9 protein-coding genes are annotated in these 14,162 nt (G+C 59.0%); 5 read left to right on the forward strand and 4 right to left on the reverse strand.

The window, feature by feature from the left end; translation table 11 throughout:
* Both QRN16_RS02815 and QRN16_RS02820 read left to right on the forward strand, forming a co-directional pair.
* Nucleotides 1-636: a vWA domain-containing protein gene (locus QRN16_RS02815; RefSeq protein ID WP_285184530.1), complete on the forward strand. Its 636-nt coding sequence runs from the start codon at nucleotides 1-3 to the stop codon at nucleotides 634-636.
* Between the two features lie 94 nt (nucleotides 637-730).
* Entirely contained in the window at nucleotides 731-1,108 is a 378-nt protein-coding gene (locus QRN16_RS02820; RefSeq protein ID WP_222630673.1) for a PH domain-containing protein, read from the forward strand.
* 103 nt (nucleotides 1,109-1,211) lie between these two features.
* Here QRN16_RS02820 and QRN16_RS02825 read toward each other — a convergent pair whose 3' ends face one another.
* Nucleotides 1,212-2,462 (reverse strand): protein NO VEIN domain-containing protein, encoded by a 1,251-nt coding sequence (locus QRN16_RS02825; protein ID WP_285184531.1) that lies wholly within the window; start codon nucleotides 2,460-2,462, stop codon nucleotides 1,212-1,214.
* 185 nt (nucleotides 2,463-2,647) lie between these two features.
* On the opposite strand from QRN16_RS02825, the gene QRN16_RS02830 reads away from it, so the two are divergent.
* Genes QRN16_RS02830 through QRN16_RS02840 form a run of 3 tightly spaced genes read left to right on the forward strand, consistent with a single transcriptional unit; the run spans nucleotide 2,648 to nucleotide 9,401 of the window.
* On the forward strand, nucleotides 2,648-7,570 hold the full coding sequence (locus tag QRN16_RS02830; protein ID WP_285184532.1) for an AAA domain-containing protein: 4,923 nt from the start codon (nucleotides 2,648-2,650) through the stop codon (nucleotides 7,568-7,570).
* A complete protein-coding gene (locus tag QRN16_RS02835) occupies nucleotides 7,567-9,231 on the forward strand; it encodes a DEAD/DEAH box helicase (protein WP_285184533.1) in 1,665 nt (554 codons plus the stop codon). Before QRN16_RS02830 ends, QRN16_RS02835 begins: the two co-directional genes overlap by 4 nt.
* Nucleotides 9,228-9,401 (forward strand): hypothetical protein, encoded by a 174-nt coding sequence (locus QRN16_RS02840; protein ID WP_285184534.1) that lies wholly within the window; start codon nucleotides 9,228-9,230, stop codon nucleotides 9,399-9,401. Before QRN16_RS02835 ends, QRN16_RS02840 begins: the two co-directional genes overlap by 4 nt.
* A gap of 453 nt (nucleotides 9,402-9,854) precedes the next feature.
* On the opposite strand, the gene QRN16_RS02845 is transcribed toward QRN16_RS02840, so the two are convergent.
* From QRN16_RS02845 to QRN16_RS02855, 3 genes are read right to left on the reverse strand one after another with little or no spacing between them, the layout of a single operon-like run.
* Complete coding sequence (locus QRN16_RS02845) at nucleotides 9,855-10,709, reverse strand: phospholipase D family protein (protein WP_285184535.1); 855 nt, start codon at nucleotides 10,707-10,709, stop codon at nucleotides 9,855-9,857.
* A gap of 35 nt (nucleotides 10,710-10,744) precedes the next feature.
* The gene (locus QRN16_RS02850; RefSeq protein ID WP_285184536.1) at nucleotides 10,745-12,556 is read right to left on the reverse strand and encodes an ATP-binding protein; all 1,812 of its coding nucleotides are present in this window, start codon (nucleotides 12,554-12,556) and stop codon (nucleotides 10,745-10,747) included.
* Nucleotides 12,547-14,160 (reverse strand): DEAD/DEAH box helicase, encoded by a 1,614-nt coding sequence (locus QRN16_RS02855; RefSeq protein WP_285184537.1) that lies wholly within the window; start codon nucleotides 14,158-14,160, stop codon nucleotides 12,547-12,549. Before QRN16_RS02855 ends, QRN16_RS02850 begins: the two co-directional genes overlap by 10 nt.
* Nucleotides 14,161-14,162 lie beyond the last annotated feature (2 nt).

A 14,162-nucleotide genomic window follows, 5' to 3' on the forward strand; every position in this document is an offset into this window, starting at 1 on the left:
ATGCCAGATCCTTCTTTGTCCCTCGTTGCAGCCCTACTCGACCGTTCCGGTTCGATGTCGTCCATTGCCGACGACACCCGCGGAGGATTCGACACCTTCATCGAGGCCGAGCGTGGTCACGACGACACCACCGTCGTGACGTTGGCGCAGTTCGATGACCAGTACGCGATGGTCTACGACTCAATACCGATCGACCAGGTCCCTCCGCTGTATCTCGTACCACGCGGAATGACGGCGTTGTACGACGCGGTGGGAAAGTTCGTCACCGAGATCGGCTCGTCGCTTGCGGCCCTACCCGAGGAAGAACGGCCGGGATCGGTCACCGTGCTGGTGATGACCGACGGACAGGAGAACTCGAGCCGGGAGTGGTCGAACCAGGCGGTTCGCGAGCTGATCGAGCAGCAGGAATCGCAGTACGGGTGGGACTTCGTGTTCCTGGGAGCAAACATGGACGCGGTGGATACCGGTTCGCAGATGGGCTTCAAGGCGGATAAGTCGCTGACATACGACGCCTCGTCCGTGGGTGTGAGCGCGGCGTTCTCGGCGGTCGTGGACTACCAGGATCGGAAGCGCGTGCACGGGATACAGCAAGTGGACGGGTTCTCGGACAGTGATCGGCGGCGGGCAGGGCTGTAGATGTTCAACCGCTTGTGCGCCGAATACCGTTCGACGTGAGCATTATCCGGTACCGTCCGAGACTCTGAGACTGGCGAGATTGATGGAGCGGATCATGGGACTGTTCGACGGCATGATGGGCAATGCTGGACGTATCGACCCGCAGGCGGCTCACGCCGAGTACGGCCGGCTGCTCGGCAACGGAGAACAGATCCACGCGGCCTACCTGTTGATCCGAGACGCGTTCCTGTTCACCAACCGTCGTCTCATCATGGTGGACAAGCAGGGCATCACCGGGCGGAAGGTGGAATACCACAGCGTCCTCTATCGCGCGATCACCCACTTCTCCGTGGAGACTGCGGGCACGTTCGATCTGGACGCCGAATTGAAGATCTGGATCTCCGGTAATCCTGCACCCATCGAGAAGCAGTTCAACAAGTCGGTCGACATCTACGAGGTGCAGGGGATCTTGTCGCACTTCGTCGCAGTGTGAACGACAATCGAGGCGTTATCCGACGGAGTTCGGGCGAACCACGGACAGGCAAACGAGCTGCACGCTGTGCTTCGTGTCCACGTACCTTGTTCACAGAAGTCGATTACTTCTGCGGTTTGCTCGGCCTCCACTCGTAATCGACAACTTTGAGCTCGGATTTCTTCGGTGCGAACGGCCGGACAGTGAACGTACCGGACTGCTGATCGACCTCGTCGTCGTCACCGAAACGAATGTCGGACCAGATGCCGATGAAGGATGTGGTCGGATTTTCTCGAGCATGGTCGACCTCGTTACGCGTAACACGGACGACTGAGCCGGAGCCCTCTGTGCCCTTCGCCTCGAGATACAGCATCTTTCGTCCCTTCGTTGCTACAGCGTCGTAGGGGCAGGTGAGGTGAGTATCCTCCACGACCCAATCTAGAGCGTCGTAGTACGTCATCAAACGTTGTTGCGCAGCGTCTTCGACCTTTTTTCGCCGTACGGGGTCGTTTTGTCGACCGGCGCCACCGCGCGGCGGTGGCTCGCCGACGCCACCGGTTGTGAAGTCTCTCCATAAATCCTCCAGGTGGCCGACCAACTCGGGCTTGATGAACGTTCCGCTGGATTGTGGAGTCCAATGTTGACCGGGAATCGCCACTGACAGCGTCTCGATGGCGAGGACATCCGGATTGTCGAGGATCGTGTCCCACTGAACATTGACGTAGTTCGCTGTCTTGGAACGCGTTTCCCAGTGGGCACCGGAGTAGATTTCGCTGGTGGCGTACCCACTCGCTACCAACCCGCGCGCGCCCACGCCTTGTTGAAGCATGAAAACGCGGTCACCTGGGGAGATGCCAGATCGGCGACCGCCCGTAGACCAATTTTCCGGACCGGGTTCTGTTCCGTCTGCGTAGAAGTCGGAGTGCGCCGGATTCCAGGTGAGAAGCACCGTATTGCCCTCCGCTAGAACCGGTGCACCACCCGTACCGTCCGGAGGCTCGATAGCGATGTACTGCACGGGATTCTGTCCTGCGCTGGGAACCGACATTCCGATCAAGTGGTCGTATGCTGTGTCGCCCGGTGCCAAGGGCCGCCCGATGAAGGCGATTTTCTCGGATCGCGGTCCCGGGTCCGATACGCGTTCGTGGTTGTGCAGCTCGGCTACCGATACGACTACGCCGCGTCGAGAGAAGGTGACGTAGTGCTGGTCATGGAGTCGCTTCTCGCTGACGACGTAACGGCCGCGGTTGTTGTCCCAAATTTCCTGGGACGTCGCAGTCGGGTCGTACCCGACCCACGGTCTTTTGAGTGAATCCTGCTCGGTTTCCAGGGCAGTCAGATCCCGCCGATCACTGAGCCTGATGTTGACGACCATGGTCCGATTGTGCACGGACGGGCGTCGACGATGTGGCGTGATCGTAGGAATCGCTTCAGGTGCTGCGACAGCCCGAGCCGCATGGCTCGTTCCGCTTCCGAAGACTGGATCGTGAACCCAACCACCCATCACGTTTGTCGGGATCGCCCGCTAGATTGTGTGGACAACATGGGTAGAGGAGTGCAGTGGCTGATCAGGACGACGCCGAGGTTCGAGGGCGTGTACTTCGTCTACTCGAGTTCTTACGCGAGTCTGTGTCGTCGCAGTCGAAACCTGACCGGGAGTACGGGCGCAAGACCAGGCTCGAGTGGTTGTACCGGAAGGACCGACCCCTCGATATCGACACGACCGCTGCATCAGGCGACGTCGTGGTGCGTATCGAACGAGTCAGCGTCGAACCGCCACCGGTCCTGTCAGCAGAACTCGAAGGTCATGTGTCCGGTGCCATCGACGTCGCTACCGAGGCACCGACGCTGTCGTCAGGAGCCTCCGTAGCTGTACGCCGAGAATTCGACGCATGGTTGCCGACGTGGCGTGAGTGGGCGCAAGAGGACCGCCGGCGCCGGCCCCTCGCCGAGTTGTTCCTCTCCGTTGATCGCATGCGTGAGGAGTCGCATGCGCAGCCGGAGACGGTCGAAGTCGTCCTAGCTGCAGGGCTGCTGTCAGCGGTGGTGGCGGGAACACCCGTCGATTCCCACCTGATCACCCAGCCGGTGGAGATCGTCCGCGACGACGACACCGGCGACCTTCTGGTCAGAGAAACGGCGGGCAGCAGCCCACGGCTCGAGGATCGGCAACTTCTTCTCGGGCTCGAGGGGCTCGTTTCGGCGTCCTCGGCTGCGCTCGGGAAGAAGCTGGCCGATACGGCTGCCTCGCCGTTGGACGATGCGGTGTCGGCGATCCTCGCCGAGTGGTCGAAATCTGCGTTCCGCGGAGTGCGATACATCGCTGACCATAACGTCCCTCCCGCGGCGCGTCGGGGAACGCTGCGCGAGTCACCGGCGCTGGTGCTTCGCCGACGTACCGGCTATGCGCTCGTGTCCTACTACGACGCCATGATCGCGGCGTTGGAGTCCGGCGCAGCGGTACCACTGGGACTTCAACAGCTCGTCGAGAGCATCGATTCGACGGCCAGGCTCGAATGGCTGGGCACACCGTCTGATGAGCCGACCACTGAGGCATTGTTCCCGCTCCCAGCAAATCGTGCGCAGGCCAGCATCATGGAGAAGCTTTCGCTCGATACCGGGGTGGTGGTGGAAGGGCCTCCCGGCACGGGGAAGACGCACACGATCGCAAACTTGATGTCTGCTCTGCTTGCCCGCGGTCAACGTGTCCTCGTCACCAGCGAGAAGTCGCAGGCGTTACGGGTGCTCCGAGACAAGCTACCCGTCGAGCTGCAGGACTTGTGCGTCTCGATCACCGATCTGGCCAAAGGCGGGTCGGAGGAACTCGACCACAGTATCTCGGTCATAGCTCGGCGGCGTGCCGAGTTCGATCTCCCGACCGCAGACAGGACGATCGCGCGAACTGCGGCGGCGAGATACGGCGCGATCAACAAGAAGTACACGCTCGAAGGCGAGTTGGTCTCGTCCAGAGCAGCTGAGTCCGTCATTCACACGTTCGGCGCGCACTACACGGGGACGTTGTCCGCCATCGCGTCGAAGCTCGAAACAACGGCCGATTCCTTGTCGTGGCTTCCTGGTCCGGTGTATTCGGAGCAGCCGCCGCTGTCGTCAGCCCGCTTCGGCGAGTTGGCACGCCTGCTCGTGGCCAGCGAAATGCACCAGGCTGATCGTCGTCAGCAGACATTTGCTGACCTCTCGACGATCCTGCCGTCGAAGGCAGTGATCGCACGGCTGTGCGAAAGCGCGAATGCGCGCACCGTCCAGACTGCATTGGTCGACATCTCCATATCGGATCTGCGTAGGTACGCCGCGCTGACTCGACAGATACTCGCGCGTGCAGAACAACTCGACGATGTGACACGTGCGGTCCTCGATGGCGTCGTGTCCGGTGCCTTGGGCTATCTGTGGACGCGTGCACGGACAGTCCCTGCACTGCTCGATACGGCGACGGCGGCGGACGCGGTCGTGGGGACGGCTGACGTCGATGTGGACCGAACCGACGCGGAGGCGCTGTCGGTGTTCGACGCTGCTGCGCGCTTGTACAGCGAAGGGCGGTTCGACACCCTCAGGTGGCTGAGAACTCCGAAGGAGCAATCAGCCGTCGATTCCCTCGGTGCCAACGCCACTGTCGATGGCCTCCCCGCCCGCGGAGGAGATGCCTATCAAGTTGTTGCGGAACATATTCGGGTGATCCGTACCGTGGACCAGGCCGCTGCCATGCTGGCCGATATCGGTATCGAAGTCGTAGTCCGAGGCACCCGCGCGTCACGAATCAACTCGCTCGCGACAGCGCTGCGAACGGTGACAGTGGTGGGCGACCTGGCGGAGCGGATCGCAGGGCTTGCCGACGAACTGGGCGGGCGAGTCGCTGTGCGAGACCTCGTCGACGTTGCGTCCCTCGCTCGGGAGATCGACACCACATTGGCGGGGTCCGACTCACGGGTGTCGATGGATCAACTCGGCAATGCGGCGGACGGTCTGGACTCGGCGACTGGCAGCTCTGACAGCCCGGAATCGCTGGCGTTGTCCGATGCCCTTCGCACGGCGGACATAGTGTCCTTCGAGTCCGCTGTCCGTGCCTACCTGAGTGCGTCCGACGAACACCATGAGCAAGTGTCGATGGATCGCATACTTCGAGATCTCGATGCGGCTGCGCCCAGCTTGGCGCAGCTGATCGTCGAGGAGCGAGAAACTGACTGGGTCGCTGTCTCCGGCGACTTCGCGAGTGCATGGGAATGGAGGTGGGCGCGTCAGCAACTCGAACAGCATCTCACTCGTCCCACCGATCCCGATCTCGATGAAGAGTACGACGCAGTCGATGACGAAATCCTTCGTTTGACAGCGTCATTGGCCGCGGAATCAGCGTGGCGGGCATGCCTCGATCGCATGACGTCACGTGAGATGCAGGCGCTGCGCACCTACCAGGACAGTGTGCGCAATGTGGGTGCCGGCCGTACCCGCGCGGCGCAGCGCTACCGAGCCGCCGCACGTACGGCCATGCAGGAGGCTCAGAGTGCGGTACCGGCATGGATTATGCCGATCGGTCAGGTGCTGTCGTCCATACCCCCTGGGCAGAACGTTTTCGACGTGGTGATCGTCGACGAAGCAAGTCAAGCGAACATCAGCAGTCTGTTTCTGATGTGGCTCGCTCCACGGGTCATCGTGGTCGGTGACGACAAGCAGTGTGCACCGGATCGAGTGCAGAAGATCTCGGACGATGTTCTGTACGAGCGAGTGGACACCTTCCTGGGTGATCTGCCGATGCACGTCCGGAACAACTTCACGCCGCGGTCGAGTCTGTTCTCGTTGTTGCGCAGTAGGTACGACCAGCGCGTGCGACTCCGAGAGCACTTCCGGTCGATGCCGGAGATCATCGAATGGTCGTCGAGGCAGTTCTACCAGGACTCCCCGCTGGTACCTGTGCGACAGTTCGGCGCGGATCGGCTGCCGCCACTGCGGTCGACCTATGTCGCCGACGGAATGACATCAGGATCCAGCGCCACACTGGTCAATCAGGCCGAAGCTCGGCGGTTGGTCGACCAGCTCTGCGATTGCATCGCGGACCCTGACTACGACAGCATGGATTTCGGGGTCGTGGTTCTGCAGAGCCGTGCGCACACGGAGCTGATTCGGGCATTGATCGCAGAGCGGATTCCTGCCGAACAGCGTGACCATCTTCGTCTTCGGGTCGGCACCGCGCCGGAATTCCAAGGTGACGAGCGGGACGTCATGTTCGTGTCGATGGTCGTAGGTCCCGAGTCGTCCACCGTCGCGCTGACCAGCGAATTGTGGCAGCGCCGCTTCAATGTTGCGGCAACCCGCGCGAAGAATCAGCTCTGGCTGTTCCACTCCGTGACCGTAGAACAACTTTCGACAGTCGACTTACGCGCGTCACTGCTGTCCTACGTCCGCGCCGCGCCCACGGTTCCGGTGCCGGCGATGCCACGCGTGGTCGATACCTCGACGCTGCACCCCGACCTGGCGTCGATGACAGCGCAACGAGTGCTCATCGCGCTGCGCGATCGCGGCTACCACGTCAACTCGTCGATCACGATCAACGAGGTGGTGCTCGACCTCGTCGTGACAGGTGCGGCGACCAAACTCGCTATCGAATGCGACGACGATCGGGAGTCGTTCTCTGAGCACGTCCTGGCCCGACTACGCCGCGAGATGGACTTGCGGCGGGCCGGGTGGGCAATCGCCCGACTCCGCGCGTCCGATGTCGTCGTCGATATCGACGCCGCGCTGAAGCCCGTGGTCGAGACGCTGGACGCACTCGGTATTTTGCCCGGCGAAGTGGACATCCTCGCCGATGGCCACGACTTGCGCTGGAACCCAGTCGTCCTGTCCGTCGACCCGAATGACGAGGCAGATCCGGACGACTTCTCGACTGTTCCCGTGCAGACAATCGAAGCCCCCGTCGCTCCTCTGCCCGTTGTGGTCGAGGATCGCAACCGGGTGGCGCGTAGTCCCGCGGCGGAAACGGAGCTCGAACCGGGGGAGACCCGCCCACCGCGATTCGACGGTACGAGTGAGATCCGTGTCGATTCTCGTTACGCACCGCGTCAGCGATCAGCTCCGGTCAAGCGGACCCCGGTGTCTCGCAGCCCCGTTCCGACCCGGCGCACCCTTGCCTCGCCCGCCAGCATGCCGAAACGTGCCGTTGTAAACGAGAAAGTCGCCCCGCCGGCTTCACCTGCAGTGCGGAAATCGGGCGTAGGGATCGAGATGCTGCCCGCTGCAGTCCAAGCAGCACTCGCATCCCTCCCCGCCGCGGGGCTGTCTACCGGTCGTGTGATCGCTCTCGCTGCGGCGCGCCCCGACGCGCCACTGACAGTGCGGCGATGTGCTCTGGTCACCGGTATGACACCGATCGTCGCCGGGCAGCTGTTGGCAGACCTGGAGCTGGCCAAGAAGCTGGTTCGTCGGCAACGGCCGGACGGTGTCGCGGAATGGGTACGACCAGAGGATGCAGCCTCATGACCGAATTGCGGGCATGGCAGAAGGAAGCGTTCGACGCTTGGCGGGCCGTCGGTCACCGCGCCATCGTCGAGGCCGTGACCGGGACGGGCAAGACACGCGTCGGTATCGCCGCGATGGTGGCGGCGAGAAGTATGAACCAGCAGGTCCTGGTGGTCGTCCCGACGATAGATCTCCTCGAACAGTGGTACACCGAGGTCAAGTTGTTGCTTCCTTCGGTGTCCGTGGGTCGTCGAGGAAACGGACATCGAGACGACTTTCGGCACAGCAGCGTCTTGATCACCACTGTCCAGTCGGCGATCATGGCGGGCGCCTCGCAGCCACGACCCGGCGCGCTGCTGATCGCCGATGAGGTTCACCGTTACGGCACAGACGGATTCGCGCGAGTCTTCAGCGACAGGTTCGACCACCGACTCGGTCTGACGGCAACCCTGGAGCGGCAGGACGAGGGTGTCGACACCTACATACGGCCGTACTTCGAGACAGTTGTCCCCGGCTGCGACTTCACCCGCGGTCGGCGCGACAACGTGCTTGCTCCCGTTCGTGTGATGACTGTGGCCATCGACTTCACGCCCGACGAACGGAAGAAGTTCGACGAGCACGATGCTGTCGCGCGAGACGCCCGCAAAAACCTCATCAGTAAGTTCGGTTGCGTGGCTGCCCCGTTCGGTGAATTCATGAAGGACGTCACTGCATTGGCCGACCAACGGGACCTCCCCGAGGGGCGACTCGCGAGCAGGTATCTGTCGGCATTCAGCAAACGCCGTGCACTGCTGGCGGACTGCTCGGGCAAGATCGCCGCGCTGGGGACGCTGGCCCCGGCGTTGGCGTCATCGGACAGGTCCATCGTATTCTCGGAAACGAAGCAGTCCGCAGAGACGGGTTCTGCGGTGCTCCGTGACCACGGAGTGAAGTCGAGTGCGTACTCGAGCGGACTGGACCGCCTCGCGCGAACTCGCGTGTTGCAGCAATTCCGCACAGGTGCGCTGACGAACCTGGTCGCCCCGCGGGTTCTCGACGAGGGAATCGATGTACCGGCCGTCGATGTCGGTGTCATCATCGCGAGCAGTAGTTCTCGTCGTCAGATGATCCAGCGCATGGGGCGGGTTCTGAGGCCGAAGCCGGGCGACCGGGCAGCGGCGTTCGTCATCCTGTATGTGCCGGGAACTGCGGAAGATCCTGCCTTGGGTGCCCACGAGGCATTTCTCGAGCAACTGCTCGACATCGCCGAGGAGCAGGTCGACATACCTCTCCAGCAAGCTGCTGGGAGGCTGACCGAGTGGTTGACGCGGCCGATCGAGAAGCCGGCTCAGCCTGCCCGACGACCAGTCGACTTGCCTTCGTTCATCGAACCCACGCCGGCAGTCACCGCACCTGCCGAATCGAGACACGGCACAGACGCGACAACGCAGACCGTCGGCGAGATTCCGGGTGGATACGACATGATGTTGCGATACGCAGCTACGTTGCCCGCGAAGCACGCGCGGGTCGTGATCGACGTACTCGGACTGGGAGGCAGACCCCCTCGCTCAATAGCCGAGGTCGCTCGGATGGAGGGCGTGGCCTTCGAGGAAATTATCACGATGCGGCAAGCAGCGATCGAGCGTGTTCGAGCTCTCGTGACCACAGGACCGCAGAACATCACACGAAAGCAGGGCGCATGACGCAACTTCAACTCACCCACGACGAGTATCGGCTGTTCACCATCACGCCCGACGATGGTTCGGCCATCGGGAATGTCTCCGCCCGAACACGTCTGGGCTTTCCCAAGAATCAATACGGGCGAGCCAAGGATGGCTTGCTGGCCAAACACTCGATCCTGCGAGCACACTGATGTGGTTAGCGGGGAATACGGAGTTCATCCGGAGGTGGGCGGGCCGGACCTAACGCGGAGGCTTAGAGCCTAACCAGCAAACTTGTAGAATCCGATAAATATAGAAATTCGTTCATCCCGTGGAACTGTCGAGTGCACTAGTCCGCGGCATCAGTCCGGTTGAGTTGATCTTAGACAACCGCAGCACGTAGCGTACCGACACATCTTATGATTACCACGTCGAGAAGAAGAAACATTATGAGTCAGCTACTGATGTACCGGCCGCGACTTGTTGCCTCCGCGGTAATACATTCGAAAAGCGTACAGACCGCCAGTCAACCGCAATCCCAATTCGCAGGACTGCAGTAAAAGATAGTTCCTGTCCTTGAGGCAAACTGGACGTCTGTCGCAGATTGGACTGCCATCACGGATTTCTGTGAGACCGAGAATGCCTCCATCGCCTGAGCGTGCGAATTACCTTACGCCGATTATTTCGGAGTGGCCTGGGCGCCGGTATGTGTAAGTGTCGGGGAGAAAGTAGATGAGCCACCTGATCAGGCACTGGGTGGCCATGGTCGGGTTTCTGTCCGCTCGCGCTCGCGTTCCTACCCATTCACGCAGCTCCCCAAAATAACGATCTTTTCGCAAGAATTGCCGCAAGGCTGTTACGGAATCGTTGAGAGTTAGCGCGAGCGCTACCCGCTTCTCGAAGATTGCGCGGTCTTGCGTGTATGGCACACCCAGAGCGGTTGCATCAAGCTCCGCACGCTTCAGCTCATCTGACCGAACTGAGTCGACCACACCCGAATGCAGCGTAAGCCACAGCATTGATGGATCTCGGGTCAGTGGAAACCAAGATCGTCCTGACTCTGCCTGCTCTAAGGGAGGAGGGTCGAGCGAACACCGGAGCACCGCGAGCATTTCGAGGTACATTTTGTGAGTCGCGAGCGTCTTGCTTTGGTCTATTTTTTTGACGACCTCATCGACACCGGTGTCCGTACGATTAACGTCATGCAGGATTTCAAGGTTTCCGGAATCCGGCCCGTTAAGACCAGCATGAGTGATATTTGCCGAACCTATAAGGCCGACCGACTCGTTCAGGTAAAGCTTTGCATGCAGGTTTTGCACTAAGAATAGCTGCGCATTTGGAAGCGACTGCATAAGTGTGAAAGCTTCAAGATCGGAAATACCCGCGATGAATTCATCTATCCGCCAGCGGGTAGTAAGCGAAACCGACACCGTAGGCTTGATGTTCCGCAAAATCCTCGTCAGAGCGCCCAACTTGACGAACGGTGAAACAAGGATCAGTTGAGACTCTGCCTGTGACACGACGAACTCAACCCGTCCCCACAGGTCACCGGATGTCATTCGGTCTGAAGGAACTTGTAAGCCACTGCACCCCATTTGCTTCGATAATCTTGTAGTTCGGCCAGCAACGTGTCGTTTTCCTCTTCATCCTCAAGTCGTGCCCATGCCATCAGGAGCAATTTGAGACCAGTCGAAGCTTTGGTTAGTCTGGCTCGTAGCGCATCGAGGTTCGTATCGGATTCAAGCTCGCGATCCAGGACTTCATACAGATTCTTGTATGCCGGATGATTTACGTTTAGTTTGATCATGATTTCACCTGCGACAGCTTTGACCGTGAAGAACGACCGACCCTCCAACGGAGTATCGGCGAACGTATATTTTATTCCCATGTCGATAGTCTTTGCAGCTATAGTGTCGGCTGCTTCCTTGCTTAAGCCAGTGTCCACTAATTCAGCAGATAGCTCTTGTTCACGTTCAATCGCAGGTCGCAGTTCGCCGTGATCACTACTGCCTTGTTGACCCAATTGTTGACGCGCACGAGTGGCTTCTGTGCCAATTATCTCAGCACTCGATGCGTCCCTATCGTGACGCGATTTACCTGAACCCTTTTTTTGAATTTCAATAACCTTACGCGTTAACTTCAGCCGTTTGTCAATTAGTTCGACAATGTCCAGGAGGGGCACCATAGGATCGTCGTCGTCCTCTAGACTCTGGCGATACTCCTTCCACCCGGCCGCTGCCTTACTACTCTCATAAGATTCGGCAACATCGCTGAAATTTCGCGCAGATTGTTTGTTATTCGTGACACCAAATAATTCATCTAACGCCGGAGGGAAATCGATCTCGATACCCCACCAGCGTTCACGGGGGTCGTACTTAATCGTCAGCGACTGGTCTAGGTTGAGTTCACGCCCAGCTCGCACTAGCGACACGCCAATGTTCTGAGCAGCGTGTTTCCCGTACGGGAGACTGCCAGCATTGGCAGGTGAGCGCGCTGCGTCGGAGGCAATAGTGAATTTAATTTTCATTTCATGCGTCTCACCCCGCAATTGGATCTTTCGTGTAACTTCCCAATTATTTCCATCGCGTTCGAACATTGGAAGATCGCCGTACGGCTCAGGTGTGGAAGAAGGCACCATCAAGTAGTTCGGATCGTTCGCTCTTGCAAACTTTTCGATAGTTGGCTCTTTTAGATTCTCTTCGTCAAAAGATGCCATGCGTATAGTTAAATCGTTATTCGACAAAAAATTTCGATACATTCTAGCAATTACGAACTCGCTGTTTCTGATAATTGTGTTGCTAGTTCGCCACATGCACTTGTCGAGGTCTTGCCAGACCACGAGCGTGCCCGTGCTTGCAAAGTTTCTTGAGATGTCGCGCCACTCAGACGGTACCTCGCGTGCAACTGGTTCTGGGACGTCGTGCACCTCTCCCGACATGACTTTCAACAAGTCAATATAACTAAAATGCGCACTCGATGGCCCGTCTGTCCACGACCACACCCCGACGTATCGGCACTGGCTGATAGACGCGCTTGGCAATCCCATACCGAAGCGACCCATTCCGGAACGGTCATCCAGATGCGTTCCATTACCAAATTGCAGAGCTAGACGGAGGACGCCTGGCTCCATTCCACTTCCGTTGTCCAGAACGCCGATCGCGGCGATGTTTCGCCGGTTTCGCTGCTCGACCATGCCCGTCTTTTCCAGGCAAAGAAGGTCCACTACCGTCGCTCCGGCTTGAACCGCGTTATCGATCAACTCCGCAAGTGCGTATGCGGCGTTCCGGTATCCGTTGTCGCGCATCGCCTGGATCGCCAATTTGGCTGGAACGAGCTCGTGCGTCGTGTGGTCACCCATCATTGCCATACATCCTCCCAGTTCTCGAACGCTTCAGCAATTGTTCCAAAACCGGGAAGATTTGTATCGACAACCGTGACGATTGTGGCTTCTTCGTTACCACCTGCCTTCGGACCACGAATAGCGCGTCCAACCATTTGGCTGTACAACACCAACGACCGGGTAGGTCGACAGATTAAGGCCGCGCTTGTCGCCGGAGCGTCGAATCCAGTAGTGAGGACCCCATAGTTCACGAGTACCATCGGACGTCGCTCATCAGACTTGTACCGCTCGATGATAGCACGTCGGTCATATGCGGTGCTTGTCCCGTAAACTGCCGCCGCGTCGTGTCCACGCGCAACGAGAACAGCGGCAAGTAGCCGAGCATGTTGGAGCGACGCACTGAATACAATCACTCTTCGGTGCACCCTGAGCAATTGTTCAGCCCTGTCTAGAATCAACAGATTACGTTGATCGTTTTCGGCAAGCTGCGCAAGCATCCTCTCGCTCAGGTCAAGTCGACGCGACAGGTCGGCGGTTTGAGTACTGTCGAGCAACGGACCGCCGCTGAACACAAGCCTTTCGAAATTGGGTCTGGCTAAATATCCCTCGCGGTGCAGGTATTCGACGGGCGAAGAAAAGCCGTCAATCTGCAAAGCCACTTTTCGATGGTTGAAGAATTCTGCAAGTTTAGAGTCTTCATCCACATCGTTCCAAGTTCGCCCCGGTGTGGCAGACAGTCCGAGTAGGCGCGTGTCGGAATCACGTTCAACGAGCATCTCGATTACGAATCGGTAGGTTTCTGCAATCGATTGATGAGCTTCGTCGATGATGACAAATCTACTCCTGTCGGACAACCCAGTAATGAACCGAGTATCACCGCGCGCTCCTGCGTACAACTTCGGTAAGCCAGCCACAACGAAACCGTCGGAGATCGAGTCGAGAGGGGCATTGAAGTGTGCCCAGTGTCGGTACACGTTGACGCGCCTATTCCCTAAGCTCTTCCAGGCGCGCTCAAATTCTTCTGCAGCCTGGGAACAAAGTTCCTCCGATGAAGCAAGCCACGTAACAACTGAGGGCTCGTTTGCCGCGAGATATTGCGCCACTAAGTGCATCGCGGTACGCGTCTTGCCGGATCCTGTCGGCATATGGAGCAACACTCTGCCCTGCGATTGGGACAGTATGTCAGCGCATTGCCGAACTGCTGTGCGCTGATGCTTGAACAGTGCGTAGTCAGCATTTGCAACTTCAATGTTCGGCTGGACAACTTCAGACTCTCGGTCGCCCGCTTCTAGCTCCACATTCAACAATAAGAACAGTAGGTCCTCAACTGCTGAGCCTTTACGGGGCTTCAATCGACGTAGACTCTCGTAGGGGTCGTTCGATTTTATTCCAAGACGTGACACCATCTCTTTGGCTTCACTTCGCGAAAGCGTGTCGGTAAGGAAAGACCGCAACTCGGCGTCTCGAACAAGCGTTCGCTCGTCGTGCACAGCCTGAAGGACGAGCTTCAACTTAGAGGGTGTTGTCATCCCCTCATCCAGGAGGTTCAAAAGGCGCACGGTTTTCGTGCCCAGTATCTCCTGCAGGCTCTCCTCATCGAGCCTGTTTATTAGTTGGGAAAGTGTTGGCATTG

The organism is Rhodococcus sp. MEB041 (assembly GCF_030208955.1).
GTDB lineage: Bacteria > Actinomycetota > Actinomycetes > Mycobacteriales > Mycobacteriaceae > Rhodococcoides.

Bases quoted from the DNA above. Each gene is read 5' to 3' on its own strand.
- QRN16_RS02815 (WP_285184530.1), top strand. From the start codon at position 1: ATGCCAGATCCTTCTTTGTCCCTCGTTGCAGCCCTACTCGACCGTTCC.
- QRN16_RS02820 (WP_222630673.1), top strand. From the start codon at position 731: ATGGGACTGTTCGACGGCATGATGGGCAATGCTGGACGTATCGACCCG.
- QRN16_RS02825 (WP_285184531.1), bottom strand. From the start codon at position 2,462: ATGGTCGTCAACATCAGGCTCAGTGATCGGCGGGATCTGACTGCCCTG.
- QRN16_RS02835 (WP_285184533.1), top strand. From the start codon at position 7,567: ATGACCGAATTGCGGGCATGGCAGAAGGAAGCGTTCGACGCTTGGCGG.
- QRN16_RS02840 (WP_285184534.1), top strand. From the start codon at position 9,228: ATGACGCAACTTCAACTCACCCACGACGAGTATCGGCTGTTCACCATC.
- QRN16_RS02850 (WP_285184536.1), bottom strand. From the start codon at position 12,556: ATGGCAATGATGGGTGACCACACGACGCACGAGCTCGTTCCAGCCAAA.
- QRN16_RS02855 (WP_285184537.1), bottom strand. From the start codon at position 14,160: ATGCCAACACTTTCCCAACTAATAAACAGGCTCGATGAGGAGAGCCTG.